This window comes from Helicobacter cinaedi CCUG 18818 = ATCC BAA-847, assembly GCF_000155475.1.
GTDB lineage: Bacteria > Campylobacterota > Campylobacteria > Campylobacterales > Helicobacteraceae > Helicobacter_C > Helicobacter_C cinaedi.
On sequence record NZ_DS990391.1, the window covers coordinates 507,318 to 525,293 of the forward strand.

Sequence of the window (17,976 nt, forward strand, 5' to 3'; positions counted from 1 at the left end):
AGATTTAAGTATTTTTCACATCTTAAGGGGTATTGAATACTCCTTTCTTTTTTAATCTCGCATTTTTGATTTATACACTCATTGACAGGAACTTGTTTGTAGCATATATTGGGGGGTGGGGAGGCATAAAATCTAATACTTTATTACAAAAACTACCCGCCAAAGTGTAAAAATGTAATTTTTCTTTAATTTACAAAAGAGCTACAAAAACCCTAGCGATAAATAAGGCTTTTACCTTATGCCTTGTCTCAAACAGATATTCTACCCACGACTTTGCATTCCGTGCTATCAGCTTTGCAAATAATGCTTGTATATTTGGCATAGGTTACCTGTGCGTTTTGGGAGAGCTTTACAAATCGCCTTTTTGTATAATCCACCACAAAGTCTCCGACACCCTTTCGTGCGATATATAGCCCTACGAGAATCTCCGCACTCTTATGTAGCACTTCATTTGGCGGGGTGTTTTTCCCACAATGGATAATCAAATGAGAGCTTGGCACATCTTTGATATGAAACCACAAATCTTCAGCCCTAGCCACTTCTAAAAGCCTTTGATTTTCCTTTGCGTTACGCCCCACACTGATTTTATACCCATCAATAAAAAAGCTCTCAAACTCGGCTTTTTCCGCCTTTTGCTTCGCCCCAGCATTTTTTAGCTTAGGATTCTTAGAAAACAGCTCAACTTCCCCAAATCGCTCCACAAACGCCATTTCATCGCATATAAAATTGATTTTATATTCTAAATTCTCTTGCTGCAAATGCAAATGTTTAGCCTTTTTATTAAGCTTTTTACTCTGTGTGTAATAAAAATTCCCCGCTTCTGTGAAATCCCGCACATTTTGTGGCAGCGGCACAAGCACATTTTTGCCATTGAAATCTTTTACTTCAACTTCTGCATTTTGGCATTTATAAGGTGGCAAGGTATGTAAATGTGTAAAAAGCAGTTCCCCATATTTCGCATACAACGCCGCAGATTCTATTAAGCTTTCATATTGTGGCAAATCTGCTAAAACCTGCTCTAGCTTTGCTTTTTTCGCTTTTAGGCTCATAATGGCATTGTGCTTTTTCTGCTCCTGCTTTGAAAGATAATGCTTTTGATAGGCTGCAATAAGCTCTTCTTGCGTCTCACTCTCGCTTAAAGATTCTATTTTCTCCCCCGCCCTTTGTGGTAGAGATTCTAAAAACGCACCGACTTTTACTTCACGCCAAGACTTGCTTTGTGGGATATGCCGCAAAGCCTCAATCACAATGAGCTTTTCATCGCAAATAATCATATTAGTATGTTTGCCTGTAAATTCACACATTAGCCAAAAGCTCTGCTTTTTATATTTGCCTTTTTGGGTGAGTAAAAACTGCAAGATTCTATTCTCCCCATCAACACGCACCTTTTGAATCTCCGCATTTGTGGTGCATTGCGTGAGCTTGGTATCAAAAGGGGCGTTAAACTCACGCGTTTGCAAAATCTCTTTTGGAGCGATGAAAATATGACTTTGAGCCTTACTCATATCAAAATACAAACTCTGCCTTGCCCCGCTTGTATCCCTAAACACAAATAAAAAAAGATTAGAATCTTTGCGTTTAGCCACAGCAATGCTTTGCATCCCTTGCAAATACCGCTCCACACCTTTCAGCAATGCTAGATTCAAAACTTATTCCTTTAATGCTTTTAAATGCTTCCTAGCAAACTCCATTGCTTCATTTGTGATATTTGCTCCACTTATCATACGCGCAATTTCTTTTACCCTACCTTCAAAATCAAGCTTTGTAATCACACTAGAATCTTGAGCCTTTTCCACAAGGTAGTGCGTATCCGCAAGGGAGGGCATATGGGTTTGATGAGAAATCGCAAAGATTTGATAATCTTTTGAAAGCGTTTTTAGAATCTTGGCCACCCCCTCGCTCTCTTCCCCGCTTAAATTCGCATCAATCTCATCAAGCACCAAAATCCCACTTCTGGGTGTAAGCTCGGTATCAATACACATTATCGCTAAACGCAAACGATTATACTCCCCAGAAGAGAGCACAGACACATCGGCATCGCCTAGTTTTAATATAAGCTCACAATTCCCACTTTTTTGCATTGCCACTTCTTGAAGCTTCAATACACTAGCCTTAAGCCGCAGTCTCTCACAAAGCTCTGTGATTTTAGTATTCAACGCTTCAAGGGACTTGGAGCGGTTATTAAATAGCTCCTTAGCCATATTTTCACAAGATTTACTTAAAATTGTAATTTGCTTTTCTAGCTCCTGCTTATTAAAATCTAAATTTTCATATTCTTTGAGTTTTTGCTTTTGCTCCTCCATATATGCCAATGATTCTTTTACCCCGCCAAATCGGCGGTTTAGCTCGGCATAAGCAGCAATTTTATCAAGCATAGATTCAGGATTTAGCCCCTCTATCTCGCTTAAACGCTCTTCTTGTGTCTCAATAATGGCTTCAAACTCACTTAGCCCTTCAAGCAAGGTGGGGCATTTCTCATCAATAAGGCTTAAAAACTCTTCAAAATGCTGTGTCGCATTTAACGCTTCTCGCACCTTATACATCTGCTCTTTAATCCGCTCTTGTTTGGATAGCATTTTTTTTAGGGCTAAAAGCTCTTCATACTCGCCCTCTTTTGGCTGGAGTGATTGTATTTTTTGTATTTCAAAAGTGGCAAATTCCTTGAGTGTGGCGATATTTGCCTCCTTAGATTCTAGCTCTTTGAGCTGTTTTTGAGCCTCTTGCAGTGCTAAAAAATCTCTCTCATAGTTTGTAAGCAACTCTAAATGTGCCTTATGCGTTTTAGCAATAAAATGATCTAAAATCCTTAAAAGATTTTGCGGGCTTAGCTCATCGCCACTTTTGGTGCTGATATGTTTAGCAAAGCCGCAAACAAGCTCATTAAGGCGTTTTTTTGAGCTTGAAGTGTGATTAAGAAAGTAGCGTGTTTTATCCTTTTTTACAATGCTTAGCACAATCTCATTTTCTAAATCATTAGGAATGCCATAATTATCCCAATCAAATGCAATGTGCGATACATCAATATTTGCCTCTATCAAGTCCGCATTGCTCTCTTTAATCCCAAAAATAGCAGTCAAAGATTCCATAAAGACAGACTTTCCGCTACCACTTGCCCCACTAAAGACATTAAAGCCCCCTTGCAGATATAGCTCTACATCTTTAAACGCAGGGGAGTTGTGGATTAAGATTCTACTCATCATTCTATTTCCTTTTGTGTGCTTGGGCTAAGAATCTAACACTCTTTTGATGATCTTGCTAAATTAATGCTCCTGCCCCCAGCTAAACTTTTCTTTCAAAACGCTAAAGTAATCCCTATTTGGCGGATAAATTAGCATAGCACTTTGGGGCAAAGCACGAATCTGCACCTTGTAATGTGGCAAAATATCTAGCATTTCTTGCCCATCAATAATCAGCTTTGCTCTCTGCTTGACATAAAATTCTAACACAAATTCATCACTTAACACCAAAGGGCGTTGCGTTAAGGAATGCGGAGCTATGGGAGTAAGCAGAATATTGCGACAATATGGATAGATGACAGAGCCTCCCGCACTGATATTATACGCCGTAGAGCCTGTGGGTGTGCCGATAATCAAGCCATCGCAACGATAGGAGTTAAAATACATCTCATCAATATGTGCGTCAATCTGCACCATACCGCTTAACTCGTGCTTGTTAATAAGAAACTCATTAATCGCTAGAATGCTGTGCAGTGGCGTTGTAGAATCTTTGCTTTCAAACACAAGGGCTTGCAACACAAGATGAGATTCTAAAGCGTAGCTGCCATTTTGCAAATGCGGGATAAATGCTTGTAATTGATCTGGCATAAAAGCGGTTAAAAAGCCTAGCCGTCCTGTATTTATCCCCATACAAGGCAGATTATAAGCAAAAGCTCGTCTTAGCATTGAAATGAGCGTCCCATCGCCCCCAAGACTCATAAAGCCATCGCATTGCGAGGCGATTTTGGCAAAATCTCGCCCTAAAAGCTCTATCATTCCTCCGCTTATGCTTTCAAGCATTACTTCAATGCCTGAATCTTCAAGCATTTCACGCGTTTGTAAAAATACGCCTTTAAGCTCGGGGCTACTTGGTCGTAGCACAATGCCGACTTTGCGTATGGGCTTGTTTGTATTCATTCTATCGCTCATTTTTATCATTCTTAATCAAGCTATTTTCAAGGCAAATCGCCCATAACAAGCTGTGATTTATGGATATAACCTATCTTTGCTTCCGTGATTGTTTGTGTCTTTGGCGAAAGGCTTGGTGGGAAGTAAAGCACCTTTATCCATTCTTGTCCCATAACTTCTTTATAACCACTAAATTCAGCCCTTTCAAAGCCAAGCTGCCTTTGCCATTCACTCACACCTTTAACTTCCCATAGCGACATATTGAGATTAAGCAATAAAATTGCATCACTTTTAGCAGTAGGGATTTGCTCTAGAATCTTACCATTTGGCTTTTCGCGCAGATTCACATATCTATCTGTGCTGTTTAGTTTAAGCCTATATACATTCAATTCACTCTCTATGTTTTCATAGTCTTTTCTAGTATTTGGGTTATCTTGCAGCTTTTTTTCCACTTTGATATTTGTGATAGTTACATATTTCCCATCTGCACACGCTGAAAAACTCCAAGGCATAATACCTGCAATCTCTACTTCCACTTCATAGCCTACACTCCCACCAAGCCCATTTTTATACCACTTTGGCAAAAGCTGGGCAAGCTTGTCATAATACTCACGCTTATCTAAAACAATATGCCCATCATTGATAAACTCTAGCCTAGAATCTTGCGTCTTAAAAGTGCTAAAATATGCAGGATAATCACACGCACCCACTTCATTAGGCGGCGAAGAAAAGTCAGCATTAAAAGTAAGTATGCCTTTTGCCTTTACAGGCTTTTTAAAGATAAACTCACACTCGCCACCACCTGCATCACCATAGGCACAATTTCTTATCTCTTGCCCTTCTTTGTCTATTTTTGTGGCAAATGCGGCATTATGCTTAAAAAAGAGAAAAGATTCATAAGCCTTTTTTGTGAAAATCTGCTTAGAATCTCTAAGATTTGCTCCATTAAACCAGAATACTAACTCATTATACAAGTAATATTCAGGCTTAATCTCCTCAATGTCATTGCCTAAAGGAATGCCGTATTCTGCAAACAAATCCCCAAATTCTTTAGCAAGAAATGGGGAAAGTTTAGAGTAATAAACACTCGCAAACTCCCTATTACTCCCGCCATTATACACGCCATCTATCCCATCTACAATGCCAAATCTAGCAAGTGTTTGATATTCATTAAAGTTTAAATCCCTTTGCTTAGATATGGATTTTAGCTGTGTGAGATAGGCTTTTAGCTCTGTAAAATCCCCTTGCTTTATGCGATTTACATCAAGCTCCTTTGCAAATAAAAACGCACTTAACAAACATAGAAAAACTAGAATCTTTTGAATCTTTTGCATATTAGCCCCTTTAAATCGTACAAATCAACATAGCCTAGATTCTAAAATAGAAAAGCTAATATCATTACAGCCCAACGCCTACATTCTTTATCCTAACGCTATTTTGCCTTAAGAGATGAAAGGCATTTTATTTATTCTCTACATAAAACGCACGGACGACAAAACCCCGCTGATTTGCCCTCTGTTGAGATAATCCCTCAAATGCCGCTACACTTGGCATTTGCCGAGTGGCTATCATAATGGCTTCTTTTGCACGAAAACTCGCTAATCCTTCTTGCTTTAGCTCTGGGCTACGCCCCGCATAAGGACGCGTATCCACAATGCCTGAAATCTCAAACGCCACAATCGTATTATCTTGCTTAATTATCTCATTTATGCCACTTTTTAGCGATTCGGTGCAGTTTTTAGGCATAGCATAGCGTCCTACTTTCATATTGACACAATGAGCTACGATTTTATCCTTTGGCTTAATGGAGTAGCGTAGCTTCATCGGTGCGTTATCCTGCTGTTTTTGTAGGCTCTCTTTTTGAGCCTTTAAAAGCTTGATTTGTGAATTTGCAGAATCTAGCTGGGATTGCTTAGCGATATTATCCTGCTCTAAAAGTTTAGATTCTATATTTTGGGTTACTTCTTCTAAAGAATGCGTTGAGAACTCCACCATATAGTAATACACCCCGCCAAGTGTAGCAAGAAGCAAGAGCGCAAAACCCATAAGATAAAACTTCGCCTTTGATGACTTCCTTTCCATTGCGATACTCCTTTATCAAACACGCACATTCCGTGCTTTGAAGTAGGATTTAGCAAAAAGCATTCCTTTCATCGCCCTTGTTGTATTTGCCCTTTTTCATCTTCAAGGCGACTTTACTTATTCCTGCTAGAATCTGCTAAAAATCATAAGAAGTAAAAATGTCAAAACCCAAGTTCCAAGCCCTTTTTAGCCATAGTGTTATTGCTGTGCTTTTTGCTATTTTTGCCTATGGTTGTGCGAATGTTAGCCCAGAATCTATAAGCTTTTCTCAAAGCAAACAGCAGCTCAAACAAGCCTATAAGCAGCACAATTTCCACACGGAGTTTTATTGCGGAGTGGAGTTTGATATAGACAGGCTAAAGATTCTAGAATCTCCGCAATACACCCAAAGGAAGCCTTTTACAAGCAAGGGCAAGGCAAATATACGGGCAAAACGCATTGAGTTTGAACACATTATGCCAGCCCATCGCTTTGGTGGGAATCTTGAATGTTGGCAAAAGGGCGGTAGAAAAGCGTGTGCGAATGATGAAAATTTTAGAAAAATGGAAGCAGAAAAAAGAAATCTCGTCCCCGCCATAGGCGAGATAAATGCCGATAGAAGCAACTTTGCCTATGCTGAATCTAAGCAAGTCCCACAAGGGCAGTATGGCAAATGCCAAGCCTACACGGACTTTAAAAACAAAAGATTCTATCCACGCGATGAAGTCAAGGGCATAATCGCTAGAATCTATTTGTATATGGCAAAGCAGTATAAAATCACCCTTACACAAGAAGAGCAAAGCCTAATGGAATCGTGGAATAAAGCCTATCCACCGACAGAATATGAGATAAGATTGCTTCAAATGCAGGGTTTTTAGGAAGTTAAAGCATTTAATAACTTAGACTATAATTTTGCTTTTCATCAACAAAGGATTTCACTATGGATAATTACGCATTTATGCTCACTCAACAATGGGCAAATAAGATTCCAGCAGAGACAGCCTTCTCACTTCAACAGCAGCTTGATAAGTTCCCAAATGATAAGATTTCTTCCCTTGGCTTTTTACCGCTGAAAGATCCTGTGATTGGCTTGGTGCTAGGCTTGTTTTTGGGACATTTTGGAGCGGATAGATTCTATAAAGGCGATATTGGACTTGGAATCTTAAAGATAATTCTTGGGATTTTAGGCTTTGTTTTCTTTGCAGTATTTATTGTAGTTGGGGCAAGTATCGGTAGGACTGATGGAGATGAGTATTTTTTCATAGGATTTTTTTTGGGGTTGTTAGCCTTACTTGTGCCATTTATCTGGGTAATTGCGGATTGGTTTTTTGTGTGGAAGGGCATTAAGCAGGATAATTTTAATAAAATCACAAAATGTCTGTCTATGTTAGAAGCTGGGGATTCTAGCGGGATAAGGTAACTACATATCACAAAATTTAGGAGGCTTTGAGATAGGTTTTAATCTTTTCATACGCTTCTTGAATCTTCCTAAACCTATCATTATAGCTCTCTACAATCTGTGAATCTTGCCCAAAGACATTATCAGGGTGATATTCTTTAGCAAGTTTGAGATAGTTTTTCTTTACCAAGGCAAAGTCATCTTGGTAATGACACTCTAGCGTCATATAGCACCCTCGCAAGATTCTCTCCTCATCAGTCAAAAATGAACTCTCAAAGCTCCCTAACCCCCCGCGATTTTTAAAGCTATCATAATCAAAGTCTAAAATGACATTATGTATCACTTTGAAACTAATAAGATTCATTATGCTTTCCCAAAAATAGGGCTTTGTAGAATCTAGATAAATCTCATCTCTATCGCAGCCCACATAATATTCCTCAAACATTTGTGCGATATAGCGTCTAGCGACAGAATTTGCCTTATCCATTTTTAGCATTATGCGTTTTGTGTTGAGTAATCGCAGGGAGATTTTCACGCGTTCAATAAGAGAGTTTTTCCCCACAATCTTAATGCGTATAGGGAGATAGGTAAAATCAAGCAGATATTTTAAATCCTGCAACGGCTCTTCTATGGGTTGTTGCAATTCATTAGATTCTAGAGATTCTAGCGTGGGATTCTCACGCCCTTGATACTCGCCAAGCTCACCTTTAGAATCTAGCAGATGATGAAGCTTTTGGTGCTTTTCATCTTGCCCAAAGGCGTGATACGCCCAATTTACAAGATAATCTTTCTTAAATCGCTCCCCATCATCAAGGATAAGAATCGTGCGGGATAGACGATAGCTTTTGGAGAAGTATTTTTCGGCATAGGCAAGGGCTTTGTGTAGGAACTCATTATCTTCTTCAACCGTGATTTGAATATATTTTTGCAGTAGTGTTACATTCATAGCCCTTGTGCCTCACTCTTTGTAGAATCTGCCCTTTAGAAATTATGTAAGATTCTATACTATCGGCAAAATAAGCAAATAAAGTTCCTAAGATTAATTTTAAAGACTATTCAAACCACCCAGATTCAGTTAAATAGACCAAAGAAAACAAGGTAGAATCCAAATCTACTTCACAAGATTTGAGACTGCCTTAAAATGTTCGTGTTTAGAATCTCCTAGCATTCTAAACAAAATCGCCTCTGTGGGTAGGACATTCACACCAATGGTGCGGAAAAACTCTAAGGCAAGGTCGTGATTGAGAGCATTGCGTGAGCTAGAAGCATCAGCTACAAAGTAGCATTCGTAGCCTAGATTCCTAGCTTCTACTATGCTTTGAAGCATACAAATATGACTTTCAATGCCAAAAAACACTAAAGTCTTACATTTGCTTTTAGCAATATGATTTTTTATGCCCTCACTCCCAAAGATTCCAAAGCTCGTTTTTTCTAAAATAGGCGTATTTGCTGGAATCTTAATTGCACTATGCGTTTTGCCTAGCCCCTTTGGATACTGCTCTGTAACCAAAAGTGGCGCTTGTAAAATCTGTGTAGCTTGAAGCAAGATATTCGCATTTTTTACCACACTCTCTTTATGAGCCATAAGCTCCAAAAGTCGCTCCTGTATATCCACGCATACAAAAAGCATTTTCTTTGCTTTTAATACCGTACGCATTTTCCCCTCCTAAGTAAGATTTAGCTAGTCTTTAAGCTGTGAAACGATAGTCTTTGTATCCCGCGCAATGACAAGCTCTTCATTTGTGGGGACAACACACACCTTGACTTTAGAATTTGGTGTTGAGATAATCGCCTCTTGTCCGCAGATATTATTTGCCTCTTCATCAAGCTCTACACCCAAAAACTCAAGCTGTTTTACTATCATACCGCGGATAAACTTCGCATTCTCACCTACACCGGCACAAAAACTCACCGCATCAACGCCATTCATCGCCGCACAATATGCTCCCACATACTTCATCACACGATAGGCAAAGGCTAGACGAGCGAGTTTTGCCCTTTCATTACCGCCCAAATCCGCATCAAGCAAATCTCTAAAATCACTTGAAACGCCCGAGATTCCAAGCACACCAGATTTTTTATTCAGCATATTTAAAATGCTTTGTATATCTAAATCCTCTCGTTTTGAGATGTATTCCAAAATGGCAGGGTCTAAATCCCCACTGCGAGTCCCCATAATCAACCCCTCCAGCGGAGTAAGCCCCATACTTGTATCCACACATTTACCATTTTTAACTGCTGAAATTGATGAGCCATTCCCCAAATGGCATACGATGATTTTAGAATTATGATAATCTAGCCCCAAAAACTCCGCTGTTTTTTGCGATACATACTTATGACTTGTCCCGTGGAATCCATATCTCCGCACCTTGTGCTTCTCATACCACTCATAAGGCACACCATAGATATAAGCTTGTGGGGACATAGTTTGATGAAATGCTGTGTCAAAAACAGCCACCATAGGCGTATTTGGCATTTTCTGCCGACAAACATCAATCCCCATAAGATTAGCTGGATTATGCAATGGGGCTAAGTCTGCACATTCCTTAATATGAGCAATAACCGTATCATTAATAAGCACAGATTCTTTAAAAAATTCTCCCCCGTGCACCACACGATGCCCCACAGCACGAATATCAGCAAGTGAGCTAATCGCACCATTTTGCTTATCAGTCAAAGCTTCTAGCACCATTTCAATAGCTTTTGTATGATTTGGCATTGGCTCTTTTTTCTCACGCTTTTTACCCTCACTATCTTTGTAGTTTAGCACACTGCCTTCAATGCCGATTCTATCGCAGATTCCACTTGCTAAAACCTTTTCCGTATCAGCATTAAAAAGCTGAAATTTTAAAGATGAACTCCCACAATTAATCACTAAAACATTCATTTTCTCTCCTTTAGATTCTAAAATTATTTGATATTTATTTGGCTTGAAGTGCTGTTAAAGCCACTACGCCCACTATATCATCAGCACTGCACCCACGCGAAAGATCATTAATTGGCGCACCCATACCCTGCGTGATTGGTCCATAGGCTTCTGCACGAGCAAATCTCTGCACGAGTTTATAGCCGATATTCCCCGCATCTAAATCTGGGAAAACAAGCACATTTGCCTTTCCTGCGACACTTGAGCCTTTTGCCTTAGATTCTCCCACACTTGGCACAATCGCCGCATCAAGCTGCAACTCCCCATCAATCTTAAGATTAGGTGCTAAACTTTTAGCTATTTTCGTAGCCTCTACCACTTTATCCACATCGGCGTGCTTAGCGCTCCCATAAGTAGAATGACTAAGCATTGCTACCATAGCTTCACTATGCATAACAGATTCAAAACTTTTTGCACTTGAGATAGCAATGTGGGCGAGTTCTTCAGCGGTAGGATTTTGACATAAACCGCAATCAGAAAAGACAAATGTCCCATTCAAGCCATAATCACAATGTGGAATATCCATAATAAAAAAGCTTGAAACAAGCTTTGAATCTGCCGCTGTGCCAACAATCTGCAATGCCGCACGCAACACATCGGCTGTGGCGTGTATCGCTCCTGCAACCATACCATCAGCCCTGCCACTTTTGACAAGTGCTGCACCAAAATATAAGTTATCATTGACAAGTAGCTCTCTAGCCTGTGTGCTATCCATTCCCTTATGAGCACGAAGCTTCACAAGCAAGGCTGTTAGGTCATCAAGCAATGCACTGTCTTTAGCATTAAGAAAAGTGGCGTTATTTAAAGCTTCTATAAGCGGCAGGTGAGCTTGGCTCAAGCCTTTAGCTTGAGTAAGAATCTCATCTTTTTGCCCAACAAGAACAATGTCTGCAAAGCCCTCGCTCAAAATCTTTACAGCCGCTTCAATCGTCCGCAAATCAGTCACTTCAGGCAGGACGATTTTCTTTTTATTTGCTCGTGCTTGAGCTTTAATCGTGTCAATAAAACCCATTTTCTCCTCCCAAGATTCTAAAATATTGTAAAACTCAATCATAAACTAAGTGTGTTAAAAATATACATTATTGTTAAAATAGCTTTTATAAAATGTGTAAAAATGATACATATTTTTATGAGTTTATACAAGATTTTTTTATCTTTTTTGAGAGAATCTGCCCTATCTTAATGATATATTATATCAATACATCAAATTTTAAAAGTGCCAATCATCTCATCAAGCTCTTTTGTCTGTGTGCCTAAATTTTTAGAACTTTCCTGCATTTTTTCATTAATATCTACAATCTCATCAACGCACACTGCTATTTTTGCACCATTATCTAGTATTGCACTTGTATTGGCATTGACCTTTTTTGCACCCTCCAAGCTTGAGAGAGATTTTTCCATAGCTTCTTGCACAAGATGTATAAGTGCTTCTATATTACTATGCATAACCTCTGATTGCTCGGCAAGATGTTGCATTGATTTAGAACTATTTTCCATATCTGTGGAAATCTCATCAATAGACTGCAAGATAGATTGAATAATGCTACTTGTCTCCGTGATGGAATGCTGTGTGCGTTCAGCCAACTTTCTCACCTCATCAGCCACAACCGCAAAGCCCCGTCCGTGTTCCCCAGCACGAGCAGCTTCAATGGCGGCATTTAAAGCTAGTAGGTTTGTTTGATCTGCAATATCAGTAATCACGACAAGCACACCTTGAATATTTTTTGCTTCATTGGCAAGAGAGAGAATCTTATCGGCATTTTGGCTTTCTTTTATGGCATCATCACGAATCTCTTGATTAGTAGATTCTATAATTTCCCGTGTATGCCCTACATTATCCAACACAGATTCTAAAGCTTCTTTTGTCGCATTAGAAAGGGTGATATTCTGCTCTATAATGCTGCGACTTTTTTCTCCTAAGCTTTTGTTGTCTGCCGAAATTTGAGAAATATGCTTTGTGTTGCTATCAAGTTTGCTTGAAACATTAACAAGAGCTTGTGTGATAGAGAGATTGTTTTTAGCCTGTTTGGCAAACTCTACAAACACATCGTGAATATAACGGATAAAGGCATTTACAGAACGCGCCATTGTAGATATCTCATCATTTGCCAACACCTTTATCTGCTCTTTTAAATCGCGATGTTCGGTGATATAAGAAAGCTTTGTATTGACATTATTAAGTCGTGTAAGAATGCTTCGCAGCACAAGCACACATAAAATAAGTACCAAAAGAATCAGGATTCCACTCACAATAAGCCAAGTTTTTAGCTCACTATAAAGCTCATTAAGATAAGAATTTATAAAGGTATCAAGACGACGAGAGATAAAATCCTCAATCTCTTTAAGCGTGTCAATCTTTGTTGTAATAGTATCAAACCACTCTTTTGCCTCCACGCCAAAATCCCCGCTATGTCGCTTTGTATGAAGTATCTCTCGCATTTCTTGCACTTTAGCAAAGCTTGGATGTTTAATAGCATTAAAATAAAATCTAATACTCTCTTGCGAAGCAAGGGAAACAAAAAGTTTCATAAATGCTTCTTGTTCAGCAATAAGCGATACAAACTTGTTGTAGTTTGTATCGCTTGGCACAACATTACTCGCAAAGATTCCATTTGCTGTGGCTCGCTCTAACCCCGCTCGCTCCTTTGCATACAAAAAAATCACATAAGCAACCATTGATTTTGCCAAAGTTGCATCGTGGATAAGCTTTGTAGATTCCAACACACTATCAAGCAAAAATGCTATTGTCGTGGTGTAGTATCCTATGACTTGCGGCGTTACATTGCTATGGCTTAATAGAGAATCATCAGCCATAGTGCGTATTTGCGTAATTTTAGAAACAGATTCTAATCCTTGATTAAGTTGAGCTTGGTAACTTTGTGGTAAATCCTTGCTTTGTGCGAATAAATCACTCAAATTCTTATATGCTTTATCCGTAAGAAGTCGTTGGGCTTGAAGCTCACTTGCAAACTTCTTACCCTTACTTGCGAGAAATCCCGCACTCATACCGCGTTCTTTTTGCATTTCGTGCACAAGGGCAGAGAGTTGCTCGGAGATTCTAATCTGCTCTTTTAGAATTTCAGCTGATGAAATGGAATGTAAAGTTTGGGAAAGTTGTACAAAAAATAAACACACAAGTGCAATAATAGGAATGGCAACAAGAGCGAGAACTTGCCCTTTGATGCCCAAATGACGAAGAAAGAACAACATAGAGAACCCCCTAAAAACGATATGCAAATTATAACACTCTATAACCTAAACTCTTAAAAAGAAACCTAGCAATACTAGCAAAATTTGTCAAAATGTGTAAATTTTGCTAGTTTTACAACTACAAACGCTCCAATGCCCTAGCGAAAAGAAAATCCTGCTTCTGCTCCGTGATAAGGATACGATAATAGCCTTCATCTAAAGGGAGCATTTGCCCTAAATTATCGCAAATCTCACTATCATTTATAAGAATCTCCCCATCAATATCCTTGCCCCACGGCTGCAAACGAGCTTTGTAAAAATACTCACTTATCTCACTTTTGCCCTCGCAAATAGCGATAACTTCCTGTCCTAGCAGGGCTTTACTGTGAGCTTTAAACTGCGATTTGACAATGCGGTTAAGCTTGTTAATGCGTTCATTTGTAGTTTTAACACTCACACTTTGGGGCATATCATAAGCAAATGTTCCAACCTGTGGCGAGTAAGCAAAGAGATTAATCCTATCAAAGTTAAAGCCCTCCACAAAATCGTGTAATTCCCTAAACTCCTTTTCACCCTCCCCCGGATGTCCTATCACAAAGCTTGTGCGGATAAAACTCTTTGGAATCTTCCGCATAGATTCTAGCAATTCTATGTGTTTAGCCCTATTTGCCCCACGCCGCATAAGTTTCAGCATAGAATCCGCGATATGCTGAATGGGCATATCAAAATAAGGCAAAAAGCAAGTGGAATTAGCAATAGTCTCTATAAGCTCCAAAGTTGTGGTGGTGGGATAGAGATATAAGATTCTACAACTTATGGGTAATTGCAGATTGTCAATAGCTTTTATAAGCTCTATTAGCCCATCTTTTTGCCCCAAATCCCGCAAATACGAGCTAGAATCTTGAGCGATAAAGCTAAAATCTCTAAAGCCCCTTTCATACAGGCTTTGCAATTCCTTGATTGTAGAATCCAGTGTGCGGGAGTGGAGCTTACCTTTAAATGAGGGAATCGCACAAAAGCTACAACTTTGATTGCATCCTTCACTTAGCTTAATATAAGCGTGAAAAGATGAGCCTATAATCACGCGTTCATTAGATTCGGTCGCTAAAAACACCCTTTGAGATTGGAGAGATTTTAGCTCCTTTACCATTACATCAATCTTGTCATAATCCCCCACACCCGTGATAATATCAATCTCTGGAATCTCCTTTTTCAATTCCTTGGCATACCGCTCACTTAAACAGCCACTCACCACAAGCACTGCCCCGATCTTACGCAAAGCAGAAGCTTCAAGGATAGTTTGGATACTCTCCTGCTTGGCAGATTCTATAAATCCACAAGTATTGACAATGATAATGTCAGCTTTTGTAATTTCAGGGGTAAGTTGATAGCTTTTTAACTTCCCTAGCATCACTTCAGAATCTACAAGATTCTTCGTGCAGCCAAGGGAAATGAGATGAAGATAATTTGTAGAAAATTGCAAAAAGCCTACCTTTTTATTTGTGTTGATTGTATGAGCTATTTGCGAGTGTTAGCTGTGAGTATATCCCATCGTGGCGTTACCTTACCATCAATGCTTTCAGTAGCACACATACCCATAATGTTATATCCCGCATCAACATAATGCACCTCACCCGTAACGCCACTTGCCAAATCACTCAAAAGATACATAGCCGAGTTCCCCACCTGCTCAATGCTAACATTTTTACACAATGGTGCATTTGCCTCATTCCACTTAAGCATAATATTAAAATCACTTATCCCACTTGCTGCAAGTGTTTTGATGGGACCAGCGGAGATGGCATTCACACGCACACCTTGTTTGCCTAAATCATAGGCAAGATAACGCACACTAGATTCTAACGCTGCCTTTGCCACACCCATAACATTATAGTTTGTTACATACTTCACACTGCCTAGGTAAGTCAAAGTCAATATAGACGCTCCATTATTCAGTAATGGAACAAGTGTGCGGACAAGCTCAATAAGAGAATACACAGAAATTTCCATTGCTGTGTTAAAGGCTTCCTTGCTTGTTTGGATAAAATCCCCCTCTAATGCATCTTTTGGTGCAAACGCCACAGAATGCACGATAAAATCAAAAGAGCCAAAATCTTTTTTAAGACTTGAAGCAAGAGAGCTAAAATGTGCTTCCTTGCCCACATCAAGCTCATATACACGCTCCTTTGCTCCTAATTCCTCAGCAATAGGACGCACACGCTTCTCTAATGCTTCATTCAAAAATGTAAAAGCAAGCTCTGCTCCTTGCTCTCTACACGCCTTAGCTATGCCATAAGCGATAGAGCGATTATTTGCCACACCAACGATAAGTCCCTTTTTGCCTTTTAAGATCATATTTGCCCCTTCTACATAGATTTTTGCACGAATTTTACAAAGTGTTTTAAAAGTGCAAATTATACTTCTTTTGCATTAATATTTTTCAGGCTTTTACAAGACTTTTAAAGAAAAAACAAGGAGAGAAAAATGAAAAAAGTTGGTTTTACCTATTATCTTATCGGTTTATCTTATCGGTGCGGTCCTACACCTCAAGCGGAGCTAGAGCAAAACTCTCAAGAAAATATCTACACTTACACAAAACCGAGCATTGATGAGCTATACAAAAAGATATTGAATGAAAAAGAATGAGAAAACCTTAATGCTTGTGTAGCTAAAGAAATGACAAAAAGGCTTTCACAAGATGAGAAATTTTTCCTTGGCGGTAACGCTCAAGAAAAACTCCAAGCCAAATGCACTAAATTCACTCAAAGACAAAGCTAAGCCTACAAGCAAAGAGATAAAAGAATCTATTGGGCCTTGCAGTGTGTGAGTATAGAAAAAGCTATTAAAAAGCTTAAATAAAGTTTCCTACAAGCCCTTTTAGTCTATCGTTGCGGGGGCTTGTAGCTTCTTTTACTTGATAGCAAATCCCCTAAAGTGCAGATTTAATAATCTTAGCAAAGCTTTCCATTTCCAAACTTGCCGAGCCTACAAGCACACCACTTACATTTGGAATCTTTAGAATTTCCCCCGCATTATCCGCATTCACACTCCCGCCATACAGCAATGGAGCTTGTGTCATCTCCGCTAGAATCTTATGTGTTTTTGCAATCTGCTCCGCCTTTGCACTTACCCCCGTGCCAATCGCCCAAATAGGTTCATAGGCTACAACCAGTTTAGGATAACTTACATCAATGTTTGCAAGTTGTGCATTCAAAAAGTTCTTTAACGCTTCTTCGCCTTTTTCACGCGTTTGCAAATCCTCCCCTATGCAGTAATAAATCTCAAATCCCGCTTCAGCATAGAATCTAAACTTTTTGGCAATACATTCACTATTTTCACCAAGCAGATTCCTACGCTCACTATGCCCAATCAAAATACGATGAATCTCAAATTCTTGTAATTGTAAAAGCCCAATTTCGCCCGTAAAACCTCCAGATAGAGCAAAATAGCCATTTTGTGTGCCAATGTGAAAATGCTTAAAATTATCCTCAAGTAACGCCGTGTATGAGGGGAAAATATCCACTTGTAGCTTATGATTTTTAATAGAATCTGCACATTGAGATTCTAAAAACTTCTCTAATCCTTGCGTATAAGCCGCCACCTGCTTTCGCGTTAGATTTGCCTTAAAGTTCCCAGCAATAATTGTTTTCATATTACTCCTTTACATCGCTTATTGCTCAAACATAAAAAGCCCAAATTCTACCCTAAAACCCCCAATCATTCAAATTTATCATTTTCAGCTACAATTCCCATCATCTCACTTTATCTCACAAAAGGCATTGTATGAATACTCTTCAAGCACATATTTTATTCCAACAGCACATTGCAAACATTTTTAGAATCTAAGCATATCCACTTACAAGCGTGGAGTCCTTTAGCCTGTGGGAAAAATGGCATTTTTACAAATGAGACTTTGCAAAGTATAGCAAAAGCTCATCATAAAAGCACTGCACAAATTGCTTTGAAATTTTTGCTAGATAAAGGAATGAGTATTATCCCAAAGGCTTCAAGCTTAAAGCGACTGCAAGAAAATCTCACGCTTTTTGACTTTAGCTTAACGCAAAAAGAGAGAGATTCTATCACGCAACTTGATAGGAATAAAAGCCTTTTTGGCTGGGACTGCTAAGGCTATCTCTATACACAAACTGCCCACAAAACGCTAGATTTTAGTATAGATTGCCACGAATTTGTTAATGCAAAATCTCGCAATGACAAAAATTTAGATGTCTCCCCTTGTCATACTGAGCCTTTAGGCGAAGTATCTAAAAATACAGAAT

General features: G+C 39.2%; 18 protein-coding genes. 5 read left to right on the plus strand and 13 right to left on the minus strand.

Annotation, left to right across the window (positions count from 1 at the left end; genetic code table 11):
- Positions 1-248 precede the first annotated feature (248 nt).
- The 5 genes from HCCG_RS02665 to HCCG_RS02685 all read right to left on the minus strand — a co-directional run bounded on the left by HCCG_RS02665 (position 249) and on the right by HCCG_RS02685 (position 6,206).
- Positions 249-1,646, minus strand: a complete 1,398-nt coding sequence (locus HCCG_RS02665; RefSeq protein ID WP_015453860.1) for an NFACT family protein — start codon at positions 1,644-1,646, stop codon at positions 249-251.
- A 3-nt stretch (positions 1,647-1,649) separates the two neighbouring features.
- Entirely contained in the window at positions 1,650-3,200 is a 1,551-nt protein-coding gene (locus tag HCCG_RS02670) for an AAA family ATPase (RefSeq protein WP_015453861.1), read from the minus strand.
- A 60-nt stretch (positions 3,201-3,260) separates the two neighbouring features.
- A complete protein-coding gene (locus HCCG_RS02675; protein ID WP_002955875.1) occupies positions 3,261-4,154 on the minus strand; it encodes an NAD(+)/NADH kinase in 894 nt (297 codons plus the stop codon).
- A gap of 17 nt (positions 4,155-4,171) precedes the next feature.
- Entirely contained in the window at positions 4,172-5,458 is a 1,287-nt protein-coding gene (locus HCCG_RS02680) for a hypothetical protein (protein WP_002955876.1), read from the minus strand.
- Positions 5,459-5,585: 127 nt separating this feature from the next.
- Positions 5,586-6,206: a hypothetical protein gene (locus HCCG_RS02685; RefSeq protein ID WP_002955877.1), complete on the minus strand. Its 621-nt coding sequence runs from the start codon at positions 6,204-6,206 to the stop codon at positions 5,586-5,588.
- A 158-nt stretch (positions 6,207-6,364) separates the two neighbouring features.
- Between HCCG_RS02685 and HCCG_RS02690 the strand changes: the two genes are divergently transcribed.
- Both HCCG_RS02690 and HCCG_RS02695 read left to right on the plus strand, forming a co-directional pair.
- A complete protein-coding gene (locus HCCG_RS02690; RefSeq protein WP_081445313.1) occupies positions 6,365-7,063 on the plus strand; it encodes an endonuclease in 699 nt (232 codons plus the stop codon).
- Between the two features lie 62 nt (positions 7,064-7,125).
- Positions 7,126-7,605, plus strand: a complete 480-nt coding sequence (locus tag HCCG_RS02695; protein WP_002955879.1) for a TM2 domain-containing protein — start codon at positions 7,126-7,128, stop codon at positions 7,603-7,605.
- A 16-nt stretch (positions 7,606-7,621) separates the two neighbouring features.
- Here the strand turns inward: HCCG_RS02695 and HCCG_RS02700 are convergent, their stop codons facing one another.
- The 7 genes from HCCG_RS02700 to fabI form a co-directional block, all read right to left on the minus strand.
- A complete protein-coding gene (locus HCCG_RS02700) occupies positions 7,622-8,530 on the minus strand; it encodes a J domain-containing protein (protein ID WP_002955880.1) in 909 nt (302 codons plus the stop codon).
- 165 nt (positions 8,531-8,695) lie between these two features.
- Complete coding sequence (locus HCCG_RS02705; protein WP_002955881.1) at positions 8,696-9,241, minus strand: isochorismatase family protein; 546 nt, start codon at positions 9,239-9,241, stop codon at positions 8,696-8,698.
- A 24-nt stretch (positions 9,242-9,265) separates the two neighbouring features.
- On the minus strand, positions 9,266-10,471 hold the full coding sequence (locus HCCG_RS02710; protein WP_002955882.1) for an acetate/propionate family kinase: 1,206 nt from the start codon (positions 10,469-10,471) through the stop codon (positions 9,266-9,268).
- A 34-nt stretch (positions 10,472-10,505) separates the two neighbouring features.
- The gene (pta, locus tag HCCG_RS02715) at positions 10,506-11,522 is read right to left on the minus strand and encodes a phosphate acetyltransferase (RefSeq protein WP_002955883.1); all 1,017 of its coding nucleotides are present in this window, start codon (positions 11,520-11,522) and stop codon (positions 10,506-10,508) included.
- A 191-nt stretch (positions 11,523-11,713) separates the two neighbouring features.
- Complete coding sequence (locus tag HCCG_RS02720; RefSeq protein ID WP_002955884.1) at positions 11,714-13,720, minus strand: methyl-accepting chemotaxis protein; 2,007 nt, start codon at positions 13,718-13,720, stop codon at positions 11,714-11,716.
- Positions 13,721-13,838: 118 nt separating this feature from the next.
- Positions 13,839-15,182 (minus strand): 30S ribosomal protein S12 methylthiotransferase RimO, encoded by a 1,344-nt coding sequence (gene rimO, locus HCCG_RS02725; protein WP_002955886.1) that lies wholly within the window; start codon positions 15,180-15,182, stop codon positions 13,839-13,841.
- A 35-nt stretch (positions 15,183-15,217) separates the two neighbouring features.
- Entirely contained in the window at positions 15,218-16,054 is an 837-nt protein-coding gene (fabI, locus tag HCCG_RS02730) for an enoyl-ACP reductase FabI (protein ID WP_002955887.1), read from the minus strand.
- A gap of 129 nt (positions 16,055-16,183) precedes the next feature.
- Between fabI and HCCG_RS12145 the strand changes: the two genes are divergently transcribed.
- Entirely contained in the window at positions 16,184-16,345 is a 162-nt protein-coding gene (locus tag HCCG_RS12145; RefSeq protein ID WP_002955888.1) for a hypothetical protein, read from the plus strand.
- Between the two features lie 52 nt (positions 16,346-16,397).
- Positions 16,398-16,526, plus strand: coding sequence for a hypothetical protein (locus tag HCCG_RS12790; protein WP_268257949.1), 129 nt, complete (start codon positions 16,398-16,400; stop codon positions 16,524-16,526).
- Between the two features lie 102 nt (positions 16,527-16,628).
- On the opposite strand, the gene HCCG_RS02735 is transcribed toward HCCG_RS12790, so the two are convergent.
- Positions 16,629-17,351, minus strand: a complete 723-nt coding sequence (locus HCCG_RS02735) for a triose-phosphate isomerase (RefSeq protein ID WP_002955889.1) — start codon at positions 17,349-17,351, stop codon at positions 16,629-16,631.
- A 171-nt stretch (positions 17,352-17,522) separates the two neighbouring features.
- Here HCCG_RS02735 and HCCG_RS02740 point away from each other — a divergent pair, with 171 nt between their 5' ends.
- A complete protein-coding gene (locus HCCG_RS02740) occupies positions 17,523-17,825 on the plus strand; it encodes an aldo/keto reductase (protein ID WP_002955890.1) in 303 nt (100 codons plus the stop codon).
- Positions 17,826-17,976: the final 151 nt, after the last annotated feature.

Bases quoted from the DNA above. Each gene is read 5' to 3' on its own strand.
- HCCG_RS02685 (WP_002955877.1), bottom strand. From the start codon at position 6,206: ATGGAAAGGAAGTCATCAAAGGCGAAGTTTTATCTTATGGGTTTTGCG.
- pta (WP_002955883.1), bottom strand. From the start codon at position 11,522: ATGGGTTTTATTGACACGATTAAAGCTCAAGCACGAGCAAATAAAAAG.
- fabI (WP_002955887.1), bottom strand. From the start codon at position 16,054: ATGATCTTAAAAGGCAAAAAGGGACTTATCGTTGGTGTGGCAAATAAT.
- HCCG_RS12790 (WP_268257949.1), top strand. From the start codon at position 16,398: ATGAGAAATTTTTCCTTGGCGGTAACGCTCAAGAAAAACTCCAAGCCA.
- HCCG_RS02690 (WP_081445313.1), top strand. From the start codon at position 6,365: ATGTCAAAACCCAAGTTCCAAGCCCTTTTTAGCCATAGTGTTATTGCT.
- HCCG_RS02735 (WP_002955889.1), bottom strand. From the start codon at position 17,351: ATGAAAACAATTATTGCTGGGAACTTTAAGGCAAATCTAACGCGAAAG.
- HCCG_RS02720 (WP_002955884.1), bottom strand. From the start codon at position 13,720: ATGTTGTTCTTTCTTCGTCATTTGGGCATCAAAGGGCAAGTTCTCGCT.
- HCCG_RS02705 (WP_002955881.1), bottom strand. From the start codon at position 9,241: ATGCGTACGGTATTAAAAGCAAAGAAAATGCTTTTTGTATGCGTGGAT.
- HCCG_RS02670 (WP_015453861.1), bottom strand. From the start codon at position 3,200: ATGATGAGTAGAATCTTAATCCACAACTCCCCTGCGTTTAAAGATGTA.
- HCCG_RS02675 (WP_002955875.1), bottom strand. From the start codon at position 4,154: ATGATAAAAATGAGCGATAGAATGAATACAAACAAGCCCATACGCAAA.
- HCCG_RS02680 (WP_002955876.1), bottom strand. From the start codon at position 5,458: ATGCAAAAGATTCAAAAGATTCTAGTTTTTCTATGTTTGTTAAGTGCG.
- HCCG_RS02695 (WP_002955879.1), top strand. From the start codon at position 7,126: ATGGATAATTACGCATTTATGCTCACTCAACAATGGGCAAATAAGATT.
- HCCG_RS02700 (WP_002955880.1), bottom strand. From the start codon at position 8,530: ATGAATGTAACACTACTGCAAAAATATATTCAAATCACGGTTGAAGAA.
- HCCG_RS02710 (WP_002955882.1), bottom strand. From the start codon at position 10,471: ATGAATGTTTTAGTGATTAATTGTGGGAGTTCATCTTTAAAATTTCAG.
- HCCG_RS12145 (WP_002955888.1), top strand. From the start codon at position 16,184: ATGAAAAAAGTTGGTTTTACCTATTATCTTATCGGTTTATCTTATCGG.